The sequence below is a fragment of the Nonomuraea sp. NPDC004702 genome (assembly GCF_053601695.1).
Genome location: NZ_JBSGCE010000033.1, coordinates 61,684 through 80,790, shown reverse-complemented (window position 1 = coordinate 80,790; position 19,107 = coordinate 61,684). Strand labels below are relative to the sequence as shown.

General features: G+C 73.3%; 15 protein-coding genes. 7 read left to right on the top strand and 8 right to left on the bottom strand.

The features are described from left to right. Nucleotides 1-48: 48 nt before the first annotated feature. Nucleotides 49-2,049, bottom strand: a complete 2,001-nt coding sequence (locus ACWEJ6_RS33355; protein WP_397161681.1) for a HelD family protein — start codon at nt 2,047-2,049, stop codon at nt 49-51. Between the two features lie 150 nt (nt 2,050-2,199). Between ACWEJ6_RS33355 and ACWEJ6_RS33350 the strand changes: the two genes are divergently transcribed. Next, nucleotides 2,200-2,505, top strand: coding sequence for a hypothetical protein (locus ACWEJ6_RS33350; RefSeq protein ID WP_387681326.1), 306 nt, complete (start codon nt 2,200-2,202; stop codon nt 2,503-2,505). Between the two features lie 219 nt (nt 2,506-2,724). Here ACWEJ6_RS33350 and ACWEJ6_RS33345 read toward each other — a convergent pair whose 3' ends face one another. From ACWEJ6_RS33345 to ACWEJ6_RS33335, 3 genes are all read right to left on the bottom strand, one after another. After that, nucleotides 2,725-4,377, bottom strand: coding sequence for a DNA repair helicase XPB (locus tag ACWEJ6_RS33345; RefSeq protein WP_449914097.1), 1,653 nt, complete (start codon nt 4,375-4,377; stop codon nt 2,725-2,727). 67 nt (nt 4,378-4,444) lie between these two features. Continuing rightward, the gene (locus ACWEJ6_RS33340) at nt 4,445-4,798 is read right to left on the bottom strand and encodes a hypothetical protein (RefSeq protein ID WP_358298748.1); all 354 of its coding nucleotides are present in this window, start codon (nt 4,796-4,798) and stop codon (nt 4,445-4,447) included. Between the two features lie 68 nt (nt 4,799-4,866). Beyond that, nucleotides 4,867-6,342, bottom strand: a complete 1,476-nt coding sequence (locus ACWEJ6_RS33335; RefSeq protein ID WP_452428929.1) for an AMP-binding protein — start codon at nt 6,340-6,342, stop codon at nt 4,867-4,869. 422 nt (nt 6,343-6,764) lie between these two features. Here ACWEJ6_RS33335 and ACWEJ6_RS33330 point away from each other — a divergent pair, with 422 nt between their 5' ends. After that, nucleotides 6,765-8,117 carry a hypothetical protein gene (locus tag ACWEJ6_RS33330; RefSeq protein WP_452428927.1) on the top strand — a complete coding sequence of 451 codons (1,353 nt, stop codon included), beginning with the start codon at nt 6,765-6,767 and terminating at the stop codon, nt 8,115-8,117. A gap of 25 nt (nt 8,118-8,142) precedes the next feature. Here ACWEJ6_RS33330 and ACWEJ6_RS33325 read toward each other — a convergent pair whose 3' ends face one another. After that, nucleotides 8,143-10,473 (bottom strand): helicase-associated domain-containing protein, encoded by a 2,331-nt coding sequence (locus tag ACWEJ6_RS33325; RefSeq protein WP_452428925.1) that lies wholly within the window; start codon nt 10,471-10,473, stop codon nt 8,143-8,145. A gap of 66 nt (nt 10,474-10,539) precedes the next feature. On the opposite strand from ACWEJ6_RS33325, the gene ACWEJ6_RS33320 reads away from it, so the two are divergent. Continuing rightward, nucleotides 10,540-11,301, top strand: a complete 762-nt coding sequence (locus ACWEJ6_RS33320; protein WP_452428923.1) for a hypothetical protein — start codon at nt 10,540-10,542, stop codon at nt 11,299-11,301. Here ACWEJ6_RS33320 and ACWEJ6_RS33315 read toward each other — a convergent pair. Both ACWEJ6_RS33315 and ACWEJ6_RS33310 read right to left on the bottom strand, forming a co-directional pair. Then, entirely contained in the window at nt 11,294-11,911 is a 618-nt protein-coding gene (locus ACWEJ6_RS33315; protein ID WP_357976178.1) for a TetR/AcrR family transcriptional regulator, read from the bottom strand. The genes ACWEJ6_RS33320 and ACWEJ6_RS33315 overlap by 8 nt on opposite strands. 34 nt (nt 11,912-11,945) lie before the next feature. Then, nucleotides 11,946-12,335 (bottom strand): hypothetical protein, encoded by a 390-nt coding sequence (locus ACWEJ6_RS33310; RefSeq protein WP_387681313.1) that lies wholly within the window; start codon nt 12,333-12,335, stop codon nt 11,946-11,948. A gap of 112 nt (nt 12,336-12,447) precedes the next feature. Here ACWEJ6_RS33310 and ACWEJ6_RS33305 point away from each other — a divergent pair, with 112 nt between their 5' ends. Together ACWEJ6_RS33305 and ACWEJ6_RS33300 are read left to right on the top strand one after the other, a co-directional pair. Further along, complete coding sequence (locus ACWEJ6_RS33305) at nt 12,448-13,056, top strand: HAD family hydrolase (RefSeq protein ID WP_397161672.1); 609 nt, start codon at nt 12,448-12,450, stop codon at nt 13,054-13,056. Nucleotides 13,057-13,146: 90 nt separating this feature from the next. After that, nucleotides 13,147-13,542 carry a cold-shock protein gene (locus tag ACWEJ6_RS33300; RefSeq protein WP_352320910.1) on the top strand — a complete coding sequence of 132 codons (396 nt, stop codon included), beginning with the start codon at nt 13,147-13,149 and terminating at the stop codon, nt 13,540-13,542. Here the strand turns inward: ACWEJ6_RS33300 and ACWEJ6_RS33295 are convergent. Beyond that, nucleotides 13,539-15,047, bottom strand: a complete 1,509-nt coding sequence (locus ACWEJ6_RS33295) for an MFS transporter (protein WP_452428920.1) — start codon at nt 15,045-15,047, stop codon at nt 13,539-13,541. The genes ACWEJ6_RS33300 and ACWEJ6_RS33295 overlap by 4 nt on opposite strands. A gap of 125 nt (nt 15,048-15,172) precedes the next feature. Between ACWEJ6_RS33295 and ACWEJ6_RS33290 the strand changes: the two genes are divergently transcribed. Both ACWEJ6_RS33290 and ACWEJ6_RS33285 read left to right on the top strand, forming a co-directional pair. Then, the gene (locus tag ACWEJ6_RS33290) at nt 15,173-15,973 is read left to right on the top strand and encodes a DUF3027 domain-containing protein (protein ID WP_387681305.1); all 801 of its coding nucleotides are present in this window, start codon (nt 15,173-15,175) and stop codon (nt 15,971-15,973) included. 94 nt (nt 15,974-16,067) lie between these two features. Then, nucleotides 16,068-19,100, top strand: a complete 3,033-nt coding sequence (locus ACWEJ6_RS33285) for a sacsin N-terminal ATP-binding-like domain-containing protein (protein ID WP_452428918.1) — start codon at nt 16,068-16,070, stop codon at nt 19,098-19,100. The last annotated feature ends 7 nt before the right edge of the window (nt 19,101-19,107 follow it).

The window sequence follows — 19,107 nt, the reverse complement described above, 5'->3', positions numbered from 1 at the left end:
TTGACAGCTCCTTCAGGCCATCCTAGAAGCGGCCGTGCCCGCCCTCCGTCAGGTTCCGAGCTGCGCCGGGAGCGGCCTGTCGTGCAGCACCGTGAGCGAGGTGACCGCGCGGGTCAGGACCACGTACAGGCGGGCCAGGCCGCGGGGCTCGGCCTCGACGATGTCGGCCGGCTCCACGACGATCACGTGGTCGTACTCCAGGCCCTTGGCGAGCGTGGCGGGCACGATGAGCAGGCGGTGCTCCTGCGTCGCGTCGGGGTCGAGCACCGCGTGCGGCAGGCCGGACAGCGACTCGGAGACCGCCGCCACCATCGCGTCGGGGACGATGACCCCGATCGAGCCCTCCCTGGCCAGGACCTCCCGGGCGGCCTCGGCGACCGTGCCGCCCGGCCGGACCGTGAGCGAGCCGGCGCCCGGACGCAGCGACCGCGGGGCGGCCAGCGCGGGGGCGATCGAGGGCAGCAGACGGGCCGCGTAGTCGAGCACCTCGCGCGGCACGCGGAAGCCGAGCGTCAGCTCGGTCACCTCGCCCTCGTCCTGGCCGAGGTGCTTCAGCACGGTCTCCCACGAGGTGGTGGACCACGGCGTGGTGCCCTGGGCCAGGTCGCCGAGCACGGTGGCCGAGCCGTTGCGGCAGCGCCGGCCGAGCGCCCGCAGCTGCATCTCGGACAGGTCCTGGGCCTCGTCCACGACGAGGTGGCCGAGGGACGGGGTGCGCTCCATGAGGTCGCGCAGCTCGTCGAGGAGCGCGGCGTCGGCGGCCGACCATTTGGCGGACTTCCAGCTCCGATAAGGCTTCCGCCAAAGCAGCATTTCCTGCTCGTCAGGCGACAAATCAGTTTTGGCGGCCTTTGTGAGGAATTCTGGGTCGGACAACAGGCGGTGCAGAACCTGTTCCGGCGTCAGTTTCGGCCACACCGCGTCGACGAGCTGCTTGACCGGCCTCGACCTGGCCACCGCGTCCTGGACCCGGTCGTCGGGCGACTCGCCGCGCTGCTCCATCCGTACGAGCACCTGGTGGGCCAGGCGCTGGGCCAGCGCGGCCCGCCCCGGCGAGTAGCGGGTGGTGCCGCGCAGGGAGGCCACCATCTCGCGCACCTCGTGGTCGGCGACCCGGTAGCGGTAGGCGCCCTTCGTGAACACCAGGCCGTCCTCGGGCTTGACGATGTGCATCCACAGCGCCCGTTCGAGCACCGCGGCCATCCTGGCGTCGCCCTTGACCGCGGAGACCATCGGGTCCTCCTCGGCGGCGTGCTCGCCGAGCAGCCCGGCCACGGTGGTCTGGTCGACCTTGACCTCGCCCAGCGCGGGCAGGACGGAGGAGATGTAGGACAGGAACGCCCGGTTCGGGCCCACGATCATCACGCCCGACCTGGCCAGCCGCTCGCGGTGGGTGAACAGCAGGTACGCGGCCCGGTGGAGGCCCACGGCGGTCTTCCCGGTGCCGGGGGCGCCCTGGACGCACACGGTCTGGGCCAGCGTCGCGCGGACGATCTCGTCCTGGTCGGGCTGGATGGTGGCCACGATGTCGCGCATCGGGCCGGTGCGCGGGCGTTCGATCTCCTCGGTGAGGATCTTCGAGGGGCCGACCTCGCCGCCCTCGCCGAGCGGCTCGTCCTCGAACGCGGTCAGCGCGCCGCCGTGGTAGCCGAAGCGGCGGCGGCGGACGACGCCCATCGGGTCGGCCGGGCTGGCCTGGTAGAACGCGCGGGACACCGGCGCGCGCCAGTCGATGACCAGCGGCCGGCTGGTGCCGTCGTGCACGTGGCGGCGGCCGACGTAGAGGGTGCCCGGCAGGTCGTCGCCGCCCTCGCGGTCGAGGCGGCCGAAGAACAGCGGGGTGTCCGGATGGTCGGCCAGGGCGGCCACGCGCTGGTCCAGCAGCGACTGGAGGATCTGCTGCGAGACCCAGTCGCCGGCCGCGTCGGCCGACAACGACTGGGCGTGGGCCCGCATCGCCTTGAGCGCGGCCCTGGACTCGGCCAGGTGGGCCTGCTCGGCGGCGAGCACGTCGGAGGGTATGTCGGGAGCCAGTTGGTGTGTGGGCATGCGAAAGCGCCTCCCATGCTGGAAAACGGAGGTGGTCAAGGCAGCGAATCGACTAGTTTAACGGCGGCCGTGCGGCGCCTCCAAAGCATTTACCGGCGCGCGGCGGGGTACGGAGGGAAGGTGGCGCGGCTTCGCCTGATCCTCTCGCCGATGATCCCCACGGTCGCGAGCTTCCTGCTGGCGGCGCTCTGGGGGATGTCGGTCTTCGCCGGTTGGGGGCTGGAGGCGTTCTGCGCGGGCGGCGAGTCCCCGGCGGCGTGCTCCCGGCGTCTCGGCGTGGTCTGCGCGGTGTCGGGGTTGTTCGCCGTGCCGGCCGCCTGCGCCACGCTGGCCGCCTGGCTGGTGCCGGCGTCCCGGCAGGACCCGCGCACGTTCAGCCGGCTCATGGGGACGGGGGTCGCCGCCTGGATCGTCGCCGGCGCGGTGCTGTTCCTCGGCGGCCTGCTGGCCGGCTAGCGAACCCGGCAAAGACCGTATCTCTGAGTGAACGTGGGAATACCGAAAAAGTCGGGCATTTCAGGTGCGTTTGTCGGATCATGGGGGTATGTCGCAGGCGGCGTGATAGTACGCAGGTGAGGGGGGTGGTTCGATGTCGACGACCCGTGGAGTCTCGTGGACGTGACATAAACGCCGTGCCTGGCCGCTCAGGCAACGAGCGGCCGGGCATTCAACCGGTCACACCTCGCCGTGCACGTCGTCGGCGTCGATGATCTGGTAGGCGTATCCCTGCTCGGCCAGGAATCGCTGCCGGTGGGCGGCGAACTCCTGGTCGACGGTGTCCCTGCTGACCACCGTGTAGAACCGGGCGCCACCGCCGTCGGCCTTGGGCCGCAGCACCCGCCCGAGCCGCTGGGCCTCCTCCTGCCGCGACCCGAACGTGCCCGACACCTGGATCGCGATGGCCGCCTCGGGCAGGTCGATGGAGAAGTTCGCCACCTTCGACACCACCAGGACCTGGATCTCCTTGTCGCGGAACGCCTGGTAGAGCCGCTCGCGCTCCTTGACCCTGGTCTCGCCCTTGATGACCGGCGCGTTGAGGTGCTCGCCGAGCTCGTCGAGCTGGTCGATGTACTGGCCGATGACCAGCACCTGCTCGCCCAGATGCCGCCGGACCAGCGCCTCGGTCACGTACGTCTTGGACGGCGTGGTGGCGCAGTAGCGGTAACGCTCCTCGGCCTCGGCCATCGCGTACGCCAGCCGCTCCTCGTCGGTCAGCGTGACCCGCACCTCGACGCAGTCGGCCGGCGCGATCCAGCCCTGGTTCTCCATCTCCTTCCACGGCGCGTCGTAGCGCTTGGGGCCGATGAGGGAGAACACGTCGCCCTCGCGGCCGTCCTCGCGCACGAGCGTCGCGGTCAGGCCCACCCGCCGGCGGGCCTGGAGGTCGGCGGTCATCCGGAAGATGGGCGCGGGCAGCAGGTGGACCTCGTCGTAGACGATCAGGCCCCAGTCGCGCGCGTCGAACAGCTCCAGGTGGCTGTAGACGCCCTTCCGCCTGGTCGTCATCACCTGGTACGTGGCGATGGTGACCGGGCGGATCTCCTTCTTGTTGCCGGAGTACTCGCCGATCTCGTCCTCGGTCAGCGAGGTGCGCTTGAGCAGCTCGGTCTTCCACTGGTGGGCGCTGACCGTGTTGGTCACCATGATCAGCGTGGTGGCCTGGGCGTGGGCCATGGCCGCCGCGCCCACGATGGTCTTGCCCGCGCCGCAGGGCAGCACGACCACGCCGGAGCCGCCGTGCCAGAAGGCGTCGGCCGCCTCGCGCTGGTAGGGGCGCAGCTCCCAGCCGTCCTGGAGCAGCTTGATGGGGTGGGCCTCGCCGTCGACGTAACCGGCCAGGTCTTCAGCGGGCCAGCCCAGCTTGAGCAGCGCCTGCTTGACGTTGCCGCGGTCGCTCGGGTGCACGATGACCGAGTCGGCGCCGAGGCGCTCGCCCAGCATCGGCTGGATCTTCTTCGAGCGCAGCACCTCTTCGAGCACCGCGCGGTCGGTCGAGGTCAGGACCAGCCCGTTGACCGGGTCCTTCTCCAGGCGCAGGCGCCCGTAGCGGGCCATGGTCTCGGCGATGTCGACGAGCAGCGCGTGCGGCACCGGGTAGCGGCTGAAGCCGATCAGCGCGTCGACGACCTGCTCGGCGTCGTGGCCGGCGGCACGCGCGTTCCACAGGGCGAGCGGCGTGACGCGGTAGGTGTGGACGTGTTCAGGCGCTCGTTCGAGCTCGGCGAACGGCGCGATCGCCTTGCGGCACGCGTCGGCCTTCTCGTGGTCGACCTCGAGCAGCAGCGTTTTGTCCGACTGGACGATGAGCGGGCCGTCGTTCACGGACATCCCTTCCTACGGTTGACCCTTATCCAACACACACGACGGCAGGAACAGTCCCGGAACGGGTAATCGATCAGTCGTCCAGGCGGCCGGTGAGGCCCAGGAAGAGGAAGAGCCCGACGTTCAGCACGAAACCGGCGCCGAACAGCACCCAGCTCCAGACCAGCAGCGAACGGGCGCTCCTCGGCTGCTCGCGGACCCGCGTCAGCGCCACGGCGGCCAGGATGCCGCCGGGCAGCCCGAGCACGTTGAGGCAGGAGGCGAGGGACAGGAAGTTGAGCACGACGGCGACGATCGCGGCGGCCTGCGGGCCCTCGTCGCGCCGCGGCGGCACGCCGTAGCCGTAGCCGTACTGCGGAGGCGGCTGCTCGCCGTAGGGCGCCCCGTAAGGCAGCTGCGGGTAGCCGGACGGATCTTCTTGACTCACGTTCACCTCCAGACAGGTCAACGTTTATCACGGAATACGGGCGCGCCCGACCCGGTGTGCGCGGACGGTCACAACCGCCCGCGCAGGGCCTTCCTGTCGAGCTTGAGCACGCTGGTGACCGGGATCGACTCGACGAAACGCACCTCGCGCGGGTACTTCACCCGTCCGACCCGGTCGCGCGCCCACTCGACGAGCTCCTCGGCGTTCTCCTCGGCCCCCGGCCTGAGCTGCACGAACGCCACGACCTCCTCGCCCAGCCGCGGGTCGGGACGGCCGACGACGCCCGACATGACCACGTCGGGGTGCTGGTTGAGCGCGTCCTCGACGTCGCGCGGGAAGACGTTGAAGCCGCCGCGGATGATCAGGTCCTTCTTGCGGTCGACGATGTAGAGGTAGCCGTCGTCGTCCACGCAGCCGATGTCGCCGGTGCGCAGCTCGTCGCCGACCAGCGCGGTGCCCTCGGGGTCGGGTTCGTGCTCGCCCCAGTAGCCGAGCATCAGGGAGTCGCCGCTGACGCAGATCTCGCCGACGTCGCCGCACTCCACCGCCTCGCCCGCGGCGTCGCGGATGGTGATCGTGTAGCCGGCCAGCGGCAGGCCGACGCTGCCCGGCCGGCGCCTGCCCGGCGGGTTGAAGGTGGTGACGGCGCTGGTCTCGGTCAGGCCGTAGCCCTCCAGGATCTGCGTGCCCGGCATCCGGCGTTCGAACTCCTGCAGCGCCTCCCGGCCCAGCGGCGCCGCGCCGCAGGTCAGGTAGGCCAGGTCGGGGAGCGGGTGCGACTCCAGCGGCTGCGCCAGGAGCATGTGGATCATGGCGGGCACCACGGTGCCGTACTGGACGTGCTGCTCGGCGGCCAGTCGCAGGAACGCCTCCGGCTCGAACCAGCGCATGAGCACGGCCTGCTGGGGCTCGGTGGCGTGCAGGCCGGCCACGGTGATGATCAACCCGTACGCATGCGAGAGCGGCACAGGCACGATCGCACGATTTTTCCCCTCTTGATAGGATATTTCGTACGCGTCCTTCGCCACCTGCCAGAGGCCGCGATGGCTCAGCATGACCCCCTTCGCGACGCCCGTGGTGCCGCCGGTGTACATGAGCGCGGCCAGGTCGCCGGGGTCCCTGCGCACCCGTCCGTGCTCGGTGGCGCTCTCCAGCTCGGCCGTGTCCACATGTATCGGGACGTCCACCGCGGCGGCCCGTACGGTCTCCACCAGCTCGGGCGAGGTGACGACGGCGGACGCGCCGCTGTCGAGCAGGATGTGCCGCAGCTCCTCGGCCCCCACCAGGAAGACCACGGGCGTGACCACCGCGCCCGCCGCCCACAACGCCTGGTAGACGATCGGGACCTCGGGGGAGGTCGCCATCATCACGACCACCCGGTCGCCCGGCCGGACCCCGGCCTCGACGAACCCGCCGCACATCCGGCGCGCGCGTCCGGCCAGCGCGTGGCTGCGGTGCCAGACCCCTTCGTAGAACACCGAGTCGTGGTCGTCGAAGCGGTTCCATGACTCCTCGGCCAGCTGGCCCAGCGTTTGCTCGGTCACATGCACAACCTGATCGGAGGCGCCGCGCGCAGTCAACCCTGAACGTTCCCATGTCGGCCCTTGACTGACGATTGTGGACGATGCTCTCATGCCGAGTAAATGTCCAATATCGGCCTAGAAGGTCATTCGAGTTTTCGGGTGGCGCTAGATCGTGTATTGGTGGGATAACTAGGGTTCCGTGCTACCAGATGGCCTGTCGCGGTTCTTGTCACCGGCCCGTCGCCCAGAGCAATGGAGGACATGATCGACATGCGCGCGCCGGCGGCCGTGGCCGCGAGCTTCGCGAGGAATGCCTGGTCAGAGCGGTGGCTGCCAGGCGGCGCACGGTCAATCCATAAGCCGGGGAAACAAGTCGCCGGACAAAAAAGTTCGCGAAAGACATTTTCCACAGTCAACGTCCCAGTCAGGCCCGAGGTGACTTCGTGATCGACACGCCTGAAGCAGGCGAGAGCGACCTCGACGACAAAACGCTCACCGAGCTTGTCATCGCCATCAACGAGCAGCTCCGGCCTCTGGTCGTCCCGGTGGCCCGCGACCTCGACCGGCGCGCGGCCGACACCCTGCTGCGCTCCTACCTGGAGCCCGCCGGCTTCGCCGACGCGGTGCGCCGGCTGTCCATGCGGCATCTGCTCGTCCTGGTGGGGGAGGCGGACCTGGGCAAGCGGCTCGGCGCCATCGCCCTGCTGTCGCGCATGTCGCTGGCCGAGGGCAGGATCACCGTGCTCTCGCCGACCGGCAGCGCCGCCGACCTGCTCGCCAGGACCGAGTACGGGCCGGGGCGGGCGTACCTGCTGCACGACTGGATCGCCGGCAGCCCCGACCCCGGCGAGCTGCTCGACCTGGCCCGCAAGCTCGCCGAGCTGGGGTCGTACCTGGTGATCACCCGGAACGGCGTCCCGTCGCAGGCGGTCGAGGTGGAGCAGCCGTGGTGCGCGCCCGACCCCGGCGAGCTGTTCGACCTGTACCTGAGCGCGTTCGGCGGCCGGAGCGCCCCGGCCGGGGCCGCCACCGCCCGGGTCCGCGCGCTGGCGCTGCGCACGCCCGCCGAGGTCGTCCGCCTGGCCACGCGCCTGGTGCGGGACGACGAGCCCGCGGGCGAGGAGGTGGCCGCCTGGTTCGACACCAAGCCGCCGATGCACGAGGTGCGGGCGGTGGCGGCGCTCGCGTTCGCGCACGGGCTGCCCGAGCCGGAGTTCGCCCGCCGGCTGGCCGCGTTCGAGCGGAGCCGGGAGACCCACGAGCCGGGGCCGGGGCCGACCGGCGCGCCGCACTCGCTGATCGCCGTGCGGGACGGTCTGGTCGTCTTCCGCGTCCCGGACCACCGCGCCCAGGTGCTCGGCGAGCTGGTCGCCCGGTACGGCTACTGGCTGTGGCAGCCGCTGCGCGAGTGGGTGCGCTCGCTGGCCCTCCAGGGGGACGACGTGCGCGCGCGGGCGGCCGAGGGCGTGGCGTTGCTGGCCGCCTGGTCGTTCAGGGAGGCGCGGCAGGAGTTCCTGGAGGTGTGGGCCCGGGGGCGGGCGGGCGAACGGCTGGCGGCGGGCGGTGCGCTGTCGTACATGTGCGCCGACGACGCCCTCGCCCCCGAGGCCCTGCGCCTGGCGCTCACCTGGGCCCGCGACCCGGCCGACCCGCGGGCGGCCGCGGCGGTCGCCGGGCTGTGCGGCGGGCTGTCCCTGCGCTACCCGGCCGACGCGGCGGCCCACCTGCGCCGCCTGGCCGCCGGGGACGGCCCCGCGGCCCGGCTCGCGGCCCACGCGCTCACCCGCCACCCCTGACCCGGACGCGGGCCGGGAAGCCAGGTCAGAGGCCGGCGACGCCGGTGATGCGGTGGAGGGCGAAGCGGTGGACGGCCGCCCTGGTCTCGTCGTACGCGGTCAGGTAGCCGCCCTCCATCCGGGCCGGCTCCAGGATGCGCGAGGTGGCGTTGCCCTGCGAGTCGAGGTAACCGATCCACACCCGTACGCCCTGCTTGATGGCGTCCTGGAGGGCCGAGATCGTGGCGGTGGCGGGGCCACGGGGCACCGCGCCGCCAGGGGCGTCGACCGGCTCGCGCCGCGCCAGGTGAGCCGCGTCGCCCGCGCGCAGCGCGCGGACGGCCGCCGAGGCCACCTCGGGATCGAGCCCGCTGACCGAGGCCACGGCGCGTACGGGCGCCACCCCCTCGGTGCGCCTGCTGTCGAGCTGGGAGATGATCACGTCGCCGTCGAGCGACTCGGCGACCGGCGCGTACCCCATGGCCCGCAGCGAGTCCACCAGCGCCGCCCTGGACGAGCGCGAGGCGATCACCGTGGGGGCCAGCCGGCGCAGGCGCAGCGCGGCGGCGCGGCGGTCGGCGGTGATCTGGTCGAGCAGCGCCGGATCGTCGCACCGGACGTAGGCGCTGGCCGTGCCCACCCGGATCCGCCCGTGCCGCCGCGCCACGTCCGTCACCAGGTACGACAGGGCCTGCGGCACCGGCGTGGCCGAATGGCGGGCCAGCATCGCCAGCAGCTCCTCGCCGCCGTGCCCGGCGTCGAGCGCCCGCCGGATCGAGCCCTCGCCGAACCGGTAGACGGTCGCCCCGCCCTTGGACTCGACGTCGGCGGTGAGCGTCATCCAGCGGTTGAGCTCGCTGGTCAGCGGCCCGGGGGCGACGGCGGTGAGGTCGGCCTGCAGCAGCACGTGGTCGACCGGCTCGGGCAGCAGCGGCGCGAGCAGGCCGGCCGCGTCGCCGCCGTCGAGCAGCGCCCGTCCGTGGCCGGACAGCGTGCCGAGCCCGGTCACGCCGATCTGCTCGGCCTCGCGCAGCGCGAACTCGGTGAGCTGCTCGCGCAGCGGCCCGCGCCGGCGCGGCTGCTCCCAGGCCAATCGTTCGAGCACCGAGTCGCGGTCGGGCGCGAGGCCCGGCGCGGCGGCCAGCACGCCGAGGGCCGCCGTGCGCACCCCCGGCGCGGAGGCCCGGCGCAGGTCGGTGTGCAGGGCGTTGAGCGGCCGGTCGCGGTCGTCGCGCTCGCCGACCAGGCCGGGCACGCGGTCCATGTGCAGCCAGGCCGCGGCGAGCGTCACCCAGCGGTCGGCGGTGGCCCTGACCCGCCACAGGTCGTAGCCGGAGGTCGGCAGCCACTCGCCGTCGACGCCGCCGCCCGCGGCGACCAGCCCCGCCGCGTGCGCCACCTCGACGACCAGCGCCGCCGCCCATTCGGGCAGGTCGAGGTCGGTCGCGGTGCGCTTCATGTCGCGTACGCCGAGCCCGCCGGTGCGCAGCACCCCCGGCGGATCGATGCTCCACCGCTCGCACAGCTCCTCCACGGACCTGACGAACGAGAACGCCTGGCCCGCCGCCGTGCGGTCGGCCAGCTCGCGGTCGCGCGCGGCCCCGCCCAGCGCGGGCGGCACGGCGAGCAGGTCACGGTGGACGCGCCCGCCGCGCAGGTGCAGGCCCACCTCGCGGGGCAGCGTCACGCTCTCCTCGCCGGTGGCCGCGAGCAGCCCGCGCGCCAGCAGCTCCTCGATGGGCGAACGGGCCGAGGCCACGCGCACCTCGCGCCTGGCGTTGGGCACCCGTCCGGTCGGCGGCCCCCACACGAGCTGGTCGAGCGCGCCCCTGGCCTCGGGCGAGACCGCCGCCACCAGGGCCTCGGGCGCGGACAGCGCGGCGGCCAGCCGCTCCTTGCCGGGCCCGTCGGTGCCGGGGGCGACGTCGTCGGCCATCTCGTCGAGCTGCTCGGGCGGGTGGTGCCGGAACACGTCGACGACCCTGGGGCCGAGCCCGGCGGGCTCCTCCAGGACCTTGCGCACGCCCGGTCCGAGGTCGAGCGCGTTGTCGGGGCCGAAGACCAGCGCCAGGTCACGCAGCCGGTCGAGGGCCGCGGTCAGCGCGGGCTCGGGCCTGCCCGCCGCCAGCGCCCGCCCGATCAGGCCGCGCAGCGCCGCCTTCGTCACCGGCCCGTCCTGTACGGCCAGCGTCTCGACGACGGCCAGCGTGAACCGGTCGAGCCGGTCGAGCACCCTGCCGATCGCCGAAGGGCTGGCGGCCCGCGCGGCCAGCCCTTCCAGATGCGCGGGCACCGGAGTGATCAACTCAGGCCGCGCGGAGACGAGCGCCCGAAGCTGTTCGTCGGTGCGCCCCCTGATCCACTCCGTGAACTCCATCGTTGCCATGGTATGTCCCGCCTGATCGGGGCAGCATTGCCAGACGTGATGGAGCGCGCGGACCAAATGGTGCTGAACTACGTCAGCAGGGCGGCCGACGCGGCGCACGGCGTGCTCAGGCCCGACCAGCGGCTCGACTTCGCCCGGCGGCTGCGGGCCAGGATCGAGGCGGAGCGGCGGGGCAGCCAGGACGCCCGGGACGTCGCCAAGGTGCTGACGCGCTTCGGCGACCCGGTGGCCCTGGTGGAACGCGAGGCCCGCCGCCTGGCCAACCCAACCGCGGCCCTCACCGACCCAGCCATCGGCCCGCCCGCCGACCAGCCCGCCGACCAGCCCGCCGACCAGCCCGCCGAACGGCGCGGCGAGTCCGCGCCGAGGACGTCCGCCGGGCCGCGGCCCACCCTGCGCCTCCCGGCCGTCCGGCCCGGGACCGGTCCGGCGGCGACCGGCCGCAGGGGCGCCGGGAGCGTGGTCAGGGGGCGGCCGGGCGACCTCGCCGCCCTCGTGGTGCTGGCGCTGGCCGCGCTGCTGGTGCCGGTGGGGCTGCCGGCCGTGGCGATCTTCCAGGTGCCGGTGCTGGTGTGGGCGGCGGGGGCGGCGGCCGTGCTGTTCAGCGACACGTGGACGGCGGGCGACAAGCTGGCCGGGGCCGGGGCGCCGCTGTTCGGCTACACGGTCGGCGGCGTGCTCGTCGGGGGGTTCCAGGCGGCCGAGCCGGGGCCGGCGGCGTTCGTCGCCCGGTTCTTCGAGGTCAGCGGGGTCATGTTCATGATCGGTACGGCCCTGGGCGTCGCCTGGCTGGCCTACCGGCTGCTCGACGTCAGCTGACCGGCGCGGGGCTGGGGAGCAGTCCGACGGCCAGACGTACCCAGGCGGCGACGAACTGGTCCTTCTCCGCGTGGCCCGGCATCTCGCCCACGGTCTCCTGGAACAGCCGGTAGTGGACCACCGAGCCGCCGAGCACCGCGGCGATGCCCGTCCAGTCGACCTTGGCGTCGGCGTACTCGGGCTGGGCGCGGAACCAGGTGGTGATCGCGTCGAACATGGGCTGCAGCAGCCCCTCGCGGACCACCGCGACCAGCTCGGGGAACTGGCTCAGGTCCCGGAAGAACACCCGGGTGAGCTCCGACTCCTCCCGCACCTTGGCCAGGCCCGCCCGGCACAGCAGCGACAGGCGGTCCTCCAGGCCGGCGGCGGCCTCCATGGTGCTCAGCTCGGCCAGGCTCTCGGCGACCTGGCTCCTGGTGCGGGCGGCATGCTCGTTGATCGCCGCCGCGAGCACCTCGTACTTGGACTTGAAGTGCCTGTAGAGCCCGCCCGCGCCCGGGGAGAGCCCTGAGGCGGCCTCGATCTCGGCCACGGAGGTGGCGGCGTAGCCACGCTCGGCGAACAGCCGCAGGGCCTCGTCGATGATCCGCTCACGGGTCGATCTGGTCATGTCTGTGCAGATACCTCCGCAACGAGAGTAGTCGTCAGGGCGCGGTGCGCCTGACCAGGCCAGCCAGCGCCGAACCGGCCACGAGCCACACCAGCGCGGCCAGCCCGTCGTTGACGAGCGTGGTCCAGCGCGGGTCGGCGAGCTGGAACAGGCCGGCCAGGCCCAGCGAGAGCCCCGAGGCCAGCGACTCGACGAGCTGGTACCAGCCGTTGGCCGGATTGGCCCGGAACACCGTGAAGACGCCGTGCAGCGCCAAGGAGAGCGCCGCCAGCCTGGACGCGAGCCGCACCGCGTACGCCACGAGCGACACGACCCGCCGCCAGGCCGTCACCGGCGTGCCGCGCGGCCGGGCGGGCCGATGGGGACGGGGAGCGGCGGCGACGAGCCGGTCTTCCGTGCCGGGCGTGCGGGGGGTCTCTGACACGGTCACTCCTCTCCGATAAGTAATTCCTTTCTGCCCATTCCCAGAGTCCCACAACAAGGGTCGTTACCGACGTGGATGCGGCGTTTGGCATCCTGCACGGGTGACTACCTCAGTGGGTTTCGACCTGGACATGACATTGGCCGACACGCGATCAGGCATCGCGGCCGTTTACGACGAGCTGTCAAGCCGTTTGGGCGTGCACATCGACAGCGGTGAGATCGTCACCCGGCTGGGGCCGCCGCTGGAGTACGAGCTGGCCAACTGGATGCCGGCGGAGGCCATTCCCGCGGCCGCCGAGCTGTTCCGGGAGATCTATCCCGCGGTGGGCGTTCCGGTGCACACCGCGATGGCGGGCGCGTACGAGGCCATCGCCGCCGTACGGGCCCGCGGCGGCCGGGTGATCGTGGTGACGGGCAAGAACCCGCGCGACGCCGCCGGCACCGTCGAACTGCTCGGGCTGGCCGTGGACGAAGTGGTCGGATCGGTGTTCGGCGCCGCCAAGGGAACGGCACTCGCGCGCTTCGGCGCGGCGGCTTATGTTGGTGACCATGTCGCCGACATCGAGGCGGCACGCGCGGGCGGCGCCATGAGCGTGACCGTCGCGACGGGCCCTTACACGGTGGGAGAGCTGCGTGAGCACGGAGCCGATGTGGCGCTCGCCGACCTGACCGAATTCGCCGACTGGTTCGCCGGATGGCGTGCGCGCGACGAACTACGGTAATTGCCGGGCATTTTCCCGGTCGCCTCCGCGCGCTTCGGGGCATAACCTACATCCATTCATCCTTTTCGACTGTTTGAACGAGGTCCTCCTGTGCCGAGTGGCAAGGTCAAGTGGTACGACGCCGACAAGGGTTTCGGCTTCCTCACCCGTGACGACGGCGGTGAGGTCTTCGTGCATTCCTCCGCGCTTCCCACAAACGCCGGCCCGCTCAAACCAGGCCAGAAGGTGGAGTTCGGCGTGGCCGAGGGCCGCCGGGGCCAGCAGGCGCTGTCGGTCCGGATCCTGGACCAGCCGCCGACCCTGGCCAAGACGAAGCCCAAGGGCAAGCGGAAGACGCCCGACGAGATGGTCGTCATCGTCGAAGACCTGATCAAGCTGCTCGACGGCGTCTCCACCTCCTACCAGCGGGGCAAGCACCCCGAGGCGGCGCACGCCAAGAAGATCGCCCAAGTGCTCAGGGCCGTCGCGGACGACCTCGACGCCTAACCGCCCGGGTTCGTCAGGGGTTTGGTGCGGTCGAGGGTCTCGGTCCGTTGCTGATCGGGGTCCTCGGCCCGCTGCCCGGCCAGCTTGGCCTCGGCCGCCCGCACCCGTCCCCGCCTGGTGACCAGCAGCCAGCCGAGCGCGCCGGTCAGCGCGACCGCCGGCGCGACGAAGCCGGCCAGGGAGCTGCGGGTCAGCGACAACACCAGCCCGAGCAGGCCGCCGAACACCCAGGCGAACTGCAGCACCGCCTCCACCACCCCGAACGTGGACGAGCGCACCTCCTCGCCGATCTCCCGCTGCACGATCGCGTCGAGCGCGAGCTTGCCCAGCTCCTGGGCGAACGCGGTGACCAGCGAGACCGCCAGCGCGGTCCACAGGCCGAACAGGACGGCCGTGGCGATCGTGGTCGCGGCCGTCACCGCCAGCGTGACCAGCACGATCACCTGGGGGGAGTGGTTGCGCGTCCAGTTGGCGATCGCGGCCCCGGCCAGGCCGCCCAGCCCGGCGGCCAGGGCGAGCAGCGCGATCGTCCTCGGCACGTCGAAGAACGAGGCGGCCGCCGCCGGCGCGGCCAGCCACGGCACCGCTTTGTCCTGGACCAGGAAGAGCAGGAAGAACACCAGGAAACCGGAGAAGATCCGGAGCGCCACGTTCGCCCAGACCGCCTCGGCCACGGCCGGGCCCACCTTGAGCAGGGTGCGCCAGCGCGGCGCCACGCCCTCCTCCTCCTGGTCGGGCGAGTCGACGTGCCGCGGCAGGCGTACGGCGGCGACGCCGAGCAGCAGGAAGGCCGGCATGGCCACGCGCAGCACCACGGCGCTGCCCAGCCACGCGGTCAGGCCCGCCCCGACCGGCACCGCCACCCCGGCCGCCACCAGCGTGAACAGCGCCACCCGCGCGTTGGCCGAGACCAGGGTGATGTCGGCGGGCAGCACGCTCGGCATGATCGCCGCCCTGGACACGTTGTACGCCTTCGACAACACCAGCACGCCCAGCGCGCCGATGAACAGCGTCGGCAGGTCGCCCGCCCCCACGGCGGCGGCCATGGCGAAGCAGAGCAGCCCCCGGCCGAACAGCGTGCCGGCCATCACGTAGCGGCGCCCCGACCTGAACCGGTCGAGGATCGGCCCCACGAACGGCGCGAGCAGCCCGAACGGCAACATCGTGATGACCAGGTAGAGCGCGACCGACCCGCGTGCCTCGCCGACCGGCACGCCGAAGAACACCGTGCTGGCCAGGGCCACCGTGACCAGCGCGTCGGCGGCGCTGTTGCCGGCCGACAGCTCGATCAGCCGGCCGAGCCCGGTACGGCCCGCGCCGCCCGCGTACGTCAGCTTCCTGGTCGCCCTGCCCGCCTTGCGCGCCCCCCTGGCCGTGGCGCGGCCGGCCCGGACGGCGCCGCTCGCGGTGGCCCGGCCCGCGCGCACGCCGGCGCGCCCCGCGCCGCCGATGGCCTGGCCCATCCGCCGCGAGATGTCCCGAGCCTGCTCCCAGCCACCCCCCACGCCTACCAGTCTTACCCGATTCACCCCTCTTCTCAGCTTCGGATCGGCGGTTGTGGGTCTGCCAGGTCCGCCTATGGGTGAGAATGAAGTGTGAGCGAACAGCACCTTCAGGCGGAGGCGGCCCGATGAGCCGCACCCGGGCCCGCGTCCCCGCTCCCGACCAGGCCTGCGTCGCCGCAGTCGATCTGGCGCGCGCCGCGGCGCAGGAGCTGGCGCACCCGGGCGAGGCCGGCGAGCACCTCGGCTTCGAGAGCGAGGGCGACCGGATCGTCACCCACTACTTCGCCTGCCTCGACCGGGCCTATCGCGGCTGGCGGTGGGCCGTCACGGTCACCCGCGCCTCGCGCGCGAAGAAGGTCACGGTCAGCGAGGCCGTGCTGCTGCCCGGCTCGGGGGCGCTGCTCGCCCCCGAGTGGCTGCCGTGGAGCGAGCGGCTGCGGCCGGGCGACCTGGGCGTCGGCGACCTGCTGCCGACCCCCGACGACGACGACAGGCTGGCGCCCGGTTTCACCGAGCTCGACGAAGATGCCGACCGTCAGATGGTTTTCGAGTACGGCCTGGGCCGAGCCCGTGTGCTCTCGGCCATCGGCAGAGACCGGGCTGCCAGACGCTGGCACGCGGGCGAGCACGGGCCGCACACTCCGATCGCACACGCCGCGCCCGCGCAGTGTTCCACCTGCGGGTTCTACTGGCTGCTCTCCGGTGAGCTGCGGCTGTCGTTCGGCGTCTGCGCCAACGAGTACGCCCCCGACGACGGCAAGGTCGTCGCCGCCGACCACGGCTGCGGCGCCCACTCGGAGGCGGCCGTGCTGCCCCCGCCGGTCGAGCAGGCCATCCCGATCCTCGACGACCTGGGTTACGACCTGATCGAGGAGGAAGAGGGCTCGGTGGACGGATCCGCCACCGAGGAGCTCGGCCACTCCTGACCGGAGCACGGGCGCGAGCGCGGGCACGGCGGTTTCGTCGGTCAGGGGGGCTAACCTACCCTGGCCCCTCTTCACTCGACCAGGATCGTGATCGATGACCGACACCTTTGGCACTGACCGGATGCGAGCCGCCGTCCTCTCCGCCTGGACGGCCTCGCCCGCCCGCTTCCGCGAGGACGCCAACGCCGAGGAGGACTTCGCGCTCGGCGGCTACCGCGACCGGCTGATCGTCGAGCTCGCCCAGAACGCCGCCGACGCGGCGCTGCGCGCGGGGGTGCCAGGGGTGTTGCGGCTGACGTTGCGCGGCGACGTGCTGACGGCCGCCAACACCGGCGCCCCGCTCGACGCTACCGGCGTGGAGGGCCTGTCCACGTTGCGCGTGTCGGGCAAGCGCGACGAGATCGGCGCGGCCGGCCGGTTCGGCGTGGGCTTCGCGGCCGTCGTCTCCGTCTGCGACGAGCCGGCCATCGGCTCGCGCGGCGGCGGCTCGGTGCGCTGGTCGCGGGCCGGCACGTCCGAGCTGGTCGCGGGCATCCCCGTGCTGGCGGGCGAGCTGGCCGACCGGGCGGGCCACGTGCCGCTGCTCAGGCTGCCGTTCGACGCGCCGCCGCTGGAGGTGCCGGGCGGGTTCGACACGCTCGTCCGGCTGCCGCTGCGCGACGCCGCGGCGGTCGACGCCGTCCGCGCCATGCTGGCCGAGACCAGCCCGGCGCTGCTGCTCGGCCTGCCCGCGCTGGAGGCCATCGAGATCGACCTCGACGGCGCCACCCGCACGGTCGTGGCCGACGGCTGGCACGTCGTGTCGGACTCCGGCGAGTTCACCCCCGACGAGGTCGCCAGGCTGTTCGCCGACCGGCCCACCGAGGAGCGGGCGCGGCCCTTCTGGTCGCTGCGCTGGGCGGTGCCCGTCACCGGCACCGGCGAGCCCGGCCCGCTGCCCGCCGCCGTGCCGCCCGTCGTGCACGCCCCGACGCCGAGCGACGAGCCCATCGACCTGCCCGCGCTGCTGATCGCGTCCTTCCCGATGGCCACCGACCGACGGCACGTCGCCAAGGGGCCGCTCACCGACTTCCTGGTCGAGCGGGCAGCCGACGCCTACGTCCGGCTGCTGGGCGAGCTGCCTCGCACGTCCAGGCTGCTCGACCTGGTGCCGTCGCTCATGGGCAAGGGCGAGCTCGACGCGCGCGTCCGGCGGGCCGTGCTCGAACGCCTGCCGTCCGCGCCGCTGCTGCCGGCGTTGTCGGCGCCCGCGCCCGCGGTCCAGACTCCCTCCTTCGCCGAGGCCGAGGTCTACGAGCCCGACGCCGAGTGGCGGGTCGAGCATCCGGCGCGCGAGCCCGAGGGCGACGGCTGGGTGGTCGCGGGCCGGGAGGCGGCCGTCGTGGCCGGGGCCACCGCCGAGCTGCTCGACACCGTGGCCGACTTCGTGCCGGGGCTGCTGCCCGCCGGATGGCCGGCCAGGCATCCGGCCATGGTCGCCCTGGGCGTGCGCCGGGTGGAGCTGGCCGACGTGGTCGACCTGCTGTCCGGGGAGGCCGTGGAGGCGCGTGAGCCGTCCTGGTGGCGCTCCCTGTACGCGGTGCTGCCCGCCGACGACCCCGAGTCGCTGGGCGCGCTGCCGGTGCCGCTGACCGACGGCCGTGTGGTGCGCGGCCCGCGCGGCACGCTGATCCTCACCGACGGCGGCGCCGACCTCGACCTCACCCCGCTCGGGCTGCGCATCGTGCATCCGGAGGCGGCCCATCCGGCGCTGCTGCGGCTGGGCGCCGCCGAGGCCACCCCGCGCACGGTGCTCGAAGACCCGCTGACCAAGGCGGCCGTCGCGCAGTCGCTCGACAGCGCCGACCCCGAGCCGGTCGCGCGGGCGGTGTTGTCGCTGGTGGCGGCGTCCGGGCTGGTTCCCGGCGAGGCGCCGTGGCTGGCCGAGCTGGCGCTGCGCGGCGCCGACGGCGAGCTCTACGCGGCCGGTGAGCTGATGCTCGCCGACGGCGCCCTGGCCGGGCTGCTGGCCCCCGACACCCACCTCGGCGTGGCCGCGCCCGAGCTGGAGGAGACCTACGGGGCGCGGGTGCTGGCGGCGGCGGGCGTGCTCGACGGGTTCGCCGTCGCCCACGACTCCGACGTGCTGCTCGACCCCGACGACTGCGACCACGACCTCGACGGCGAGACCGACTGGCTCGACCACGTGCTCGACCTGCTGCCCGACCTCGCGGTGCCGCCGGTGGTGGCCGAGTTCGCGGCGGTGCGCGACCTTGAGCTGGTGGCCGACTGGGAAGCCGCGCTGCCGCTGCTGACCCGGCCGCCGCTGCGGGCCGCGCTGCACCCGCTGCGCGTCGAGGGCGTGGAGGTGCCCTCCTACACCGCGTGGTGGCTGGCCAACCATCCGGTGCTCGGCGGCCGCAAGCCGCTTGAGCTGCGGCTGCCCGGCGCCGACCCGCTGCTGCAGGGCCTCTACGCCGACGCGCCGGCCGGGCTCGACGAGGCGGCGCTGTCGATGCTCGGCGTGCGCACCACGCTGGCCGAGCTGCTGGCCGCCCACGGCGGCCCGGAGGAGCTGCTGGAGCTGATGGCCGACCCGGCGATCGAGGTCGACCGGGCGCAGCTGCGGGCGTTGTGGATCGCGCTGGCCGCCGTCGATCCGGCCCGGGTCGAGCCGCCCTCGCGGGTGCGCGCGGTGCTCGGCGGCGACATCGTGGTGGCCGCCGCCGAGGACGCCGTGGTGGTCGAGGCCCCCGACCTGCTGCAGCTCGTCACCGATCGGCCGCTGGTGCTGGCCTCCTACGACCTGGCCGAGGCGCTGTCGGAGCTGCTCGACCTGCCGCTGGCCGGTGAGCTGGCCAGCGGTGAGGTGACCTCGCAGGGCGAGGTGCGCGCGGTGCCGCCGCAGGTGCGCTCGCTGCTGCCCACTGCGCCCGAGACGTACGTCGAGCACGAGAAGCTGCTGGTCGACGGCGTCGCCTGCACGTGGCGGTTCTTCGAGGGCGCGGTCCACTGCACCGGCGTCGACGGGCTGGCCCGCGGGCTGGCCTGGGCCACGGGCCAGTGGAACGACCGGCTGGCCGTGGCCGCGCTGCTGCGCGACCCGGAGGCGGTGCCGCTGCTGCTGGCCGAGGCCGACCTGTCCTGAGACCGGC